Annotated in this window: 4 protein-coding genes and 1 tRNA gene; 4 read left to right on the forward strand and 1 reads right to left on the reverse strand. The window is 67.7% G+C overall.

Annotated elements, in window-relative coordinates; translation table 11 throughout:
• The first annotated feature begins 221 nt into the window (after nucleotides 1-221).
• The 3 genes from GJ634_RS14960 (at nucleotide 222) to GJ634_RS14970 (ending at nucleotide 1,707) form a co-directional block, all read left to right on the forward strand.
• Entirely contained in the window at nucleotides 222-518 is a 297-nt protein-coding gene (locus tag GJ634_RS14960; protein ID WP_157503628.1) for a hypothetical protein, read from the forward strand.
• A 430-nt stretch (nucleotides 519-948) separates the two neighbouring features.
• Nucleotides 949-1,317 carry a hypothetical protein gene (locus tag GJ634_RS14965; RefSeq protein ID WP_157503629.1) on the forward strand — a complete coding sequence of 123 codons (369 nt, stop codon included), beginning with the start codon at nucleotides 949-951 and terminating at the stop codon, nucleotides 1,315-1,317.
• 3 nt (nucleotides 1,318-1,320) lie between these two features.
• Nucleotides 1,321-1,707 carry a hypothetical protein gene (locus tag GJ634_RS14970; RefSeq protein ID WP_157503630.1) on the forward strand — a complete coding sequence of 129 codons (387 nt, stop codon included), beginning with the start codon at nucleotides 1,321-1,323 and terminating at the stop codon, nucleotides 1,705-1,707.
• 35 nt (nucleotides 1,708-1,742) lie between these two features.
• Here the strand turns inward: GJ634_RS14970 and GJ634_RS14975 are convergent.
• A tRNA-Tyr gene (locus GJ634_RS14975) sits at nucleotides 1,743-1,816 on the reverse strand.
• Nucleotides 1,817-1,936: 120 nt separating this feature from the next.
• On the opposite strand from GJ634_RS14975, the gene GJ634_RS14980 reads away from it, so the two are divergent.
• The coding region (locus GJ634_RS14980) for a ribbon-helix-helix protein, CopG family (RefSeq protein WP_157503631.1) at nucleotides 1,937-2,103 on the forward strand (167 nt) is incomplete at its 3' end.

The raw sequence follows: 2,103 nt of genomic DNA on the forward strand, positions 1-2,103 counted from the left end.
GCGCCGCGGCCGCCTTCCTCGCGACCCCGGTCCTCCACACGCGACTCCGCACCCGGCACGCCGCGGCGAGCGGCTGAGGTCGCCGGGAGCTCGTCGAATCGGCGTCGGGAGCCGCTGGCGTCCGGTTCTCGCAGGTGTTCGTCCGCGACCCGGCAAAATATTAATAAACTCATGCGCTCTTGGGCAACCTGAGCGACGAGGGACCTGTCGTCGAAACTAGAATGGATTGTCTTCGCTGCGGCCGCACGACCGACTACGAGCGTGTGGCCGTCGACCGGTTCTCGGGGGCCGTCGAAGGGAGCCTCTGCACGGACTGCGAGGCGAACTGGCTGAACGGCCACGGCGACGCCACGTCGATCTCGCTGGTCGCGTGCTTCAAGTGCGGCGACCAGCCGAAGTTCCTCTTCCCGCAGTGGGACTCCATCGTCGAGAGCGAGGACAGCGCCGGCGCCGTCGAGACGGAGTACCGGATCCAGCTCACGACGCCCGGCAGCTGCGCCGAGTGCACCGAGGAGTAAGCGCCGCCGCGGGACAGTCCCACCGAGGTCGCGGTCCGGTTCAGCGCCGAGACGATCGTGCCGTGTGTGAACGGGTCTCCAGTCGAAACGCGTCGCACTCGCGTCTGACGCCGCGTTCCGGAGTTTCGCGGGCAGAATTATGTCGGCAGTCCGCCGTCTGTCGGTTCGTCCGTTCGTCGCGTATTTCTGATACGAGTTCGGTTGGACGGGGCGCAGCGTGCCGTCGGGCGGTCTCGACTCGAACCGGAGGACGCGACGCGGCGGGCGTCGATTCTCCGGTTCGTGCGCGCTGACTCCCGCGGTTCTCCAATCGAACCAGTGGTGCGTACGGATCCGGACGCGCCGCTCGGTCGCCCTCCGTACGACTATTAGAAAATTTTATACTACCACCCGACAGTGGGTGCTAGTCCGTACCTAACGAGGACCACACATGGACTGCATCGCGTGCCAGCAACGCAGCGGCTACAACCGCGCCGTCGTCGACACGACCACCGGCCGGGAGCTCGGGCCGCTCTGCGTCCGCTGCGAGACGGAGTACTTCGGCGAACTCGCCGCCCACCCCGGCAGCCAGCGCACCGACGACGGCTGCCTGTACTGCGACCGCGACGGCGTGTGGGCGCTCCCGAAGTGGCTCCCCGAAGCGCACGTCGAAGGCGGCCGGGTCGTCTCCCGCGTCGACTACGACGCCGAGCGGGCGACGCTCCGGCTCTGCGACGAACACCTCGCCGCCCTCGACGTCGACACGCTCGCACCGACGCGAACGAGATCGTCCACGGTCGCGACCGGCGACCCGGAGTGACCCGTGCCCGTTCGCCTACACGCGGAGTGGCTCACGCAGACCGACGAACGCGTCCTCGAGACGCTCGACGAGACCGGGCCGCTGACGCGGCCGCAGCTCCGCGCGACCCTCGCGAACCTCTCGCCGCTGCTGGACCTCTCGGCCGACGCCTTCGACGAGCGCTGCGAGAAACTCGTCGCCCACGACCTCCTCGTCGAGAACGACGACCTCGTCGGCATCTCGACGACGGGCGAACAGTTCCTCCGCGGCGACTACCACCTCGCCGACGCCGCCACGTCGGAGCCCGAGGACGCCGACAGCGGCTACTGGATCTGCTCGGAGTGCGGGACGACCGGCACCGACGGCGCCGCGACCTGTCCGGTCTGCGACGGCGACTCGGAACTCCGATAGAACTCGACTCCCGACGAGTCGACTCGTAAAACGAGTCCGCCCTCCCCGATTTGAACGGGGGACAAGTCGATCTACAGTCGACTGCTCTACCAGTCTGAGCTAAGGGCGGGCGCATTCCTGCGTAGGCCGCGGTTCGGATTTAAGGGTTACCATTCGGAAACGGACGACGAGCGTCAGACGCGTGGGGTGGGTTGAAGACCCCGGAGGTGGTACGTAGTACCGAACGGTCATGTCGAAGATAACCTTCCGCGCGGACGACGACCTCGTGGACGCCGTCGACGACCTCGACGAGTCCAAGAGCGAGGTCATGCGCGCGGCGCTGCGGGCGTACCTCGACGGCGGCGCGAGCGAGAGCGACGACGGCATCGACGACGTCGTCGCCGACCGCGTCGAGGA

This window comes from Halobacterium sp. CBA1126 (genome assembly GCF_009741975.1).
Classification (GTDB): domain Archaea; phylum Halobacteriota; class Halobacteria; order Halobacteriales; family Halobacteriaceae; genus Halobacterium.

What these genes read in the sequence shown, in the direction of transcription:
- GJ634_RS14960 (WP_157503628.1), top strand. Translation starts at nt 222, where the DNA reads ATGGATTGTCTTCGCTGCGGCCGCACGACCGACTACGAGCGTGTGGCC.
- GJ634_RS14965 (WP_157503629.1), top strand. Translation starts at nt 949, where the DNA reads ATGGACTGCATCGCGTGCCAGCAACGCAGCGGCTACAACCGCGCCGTC.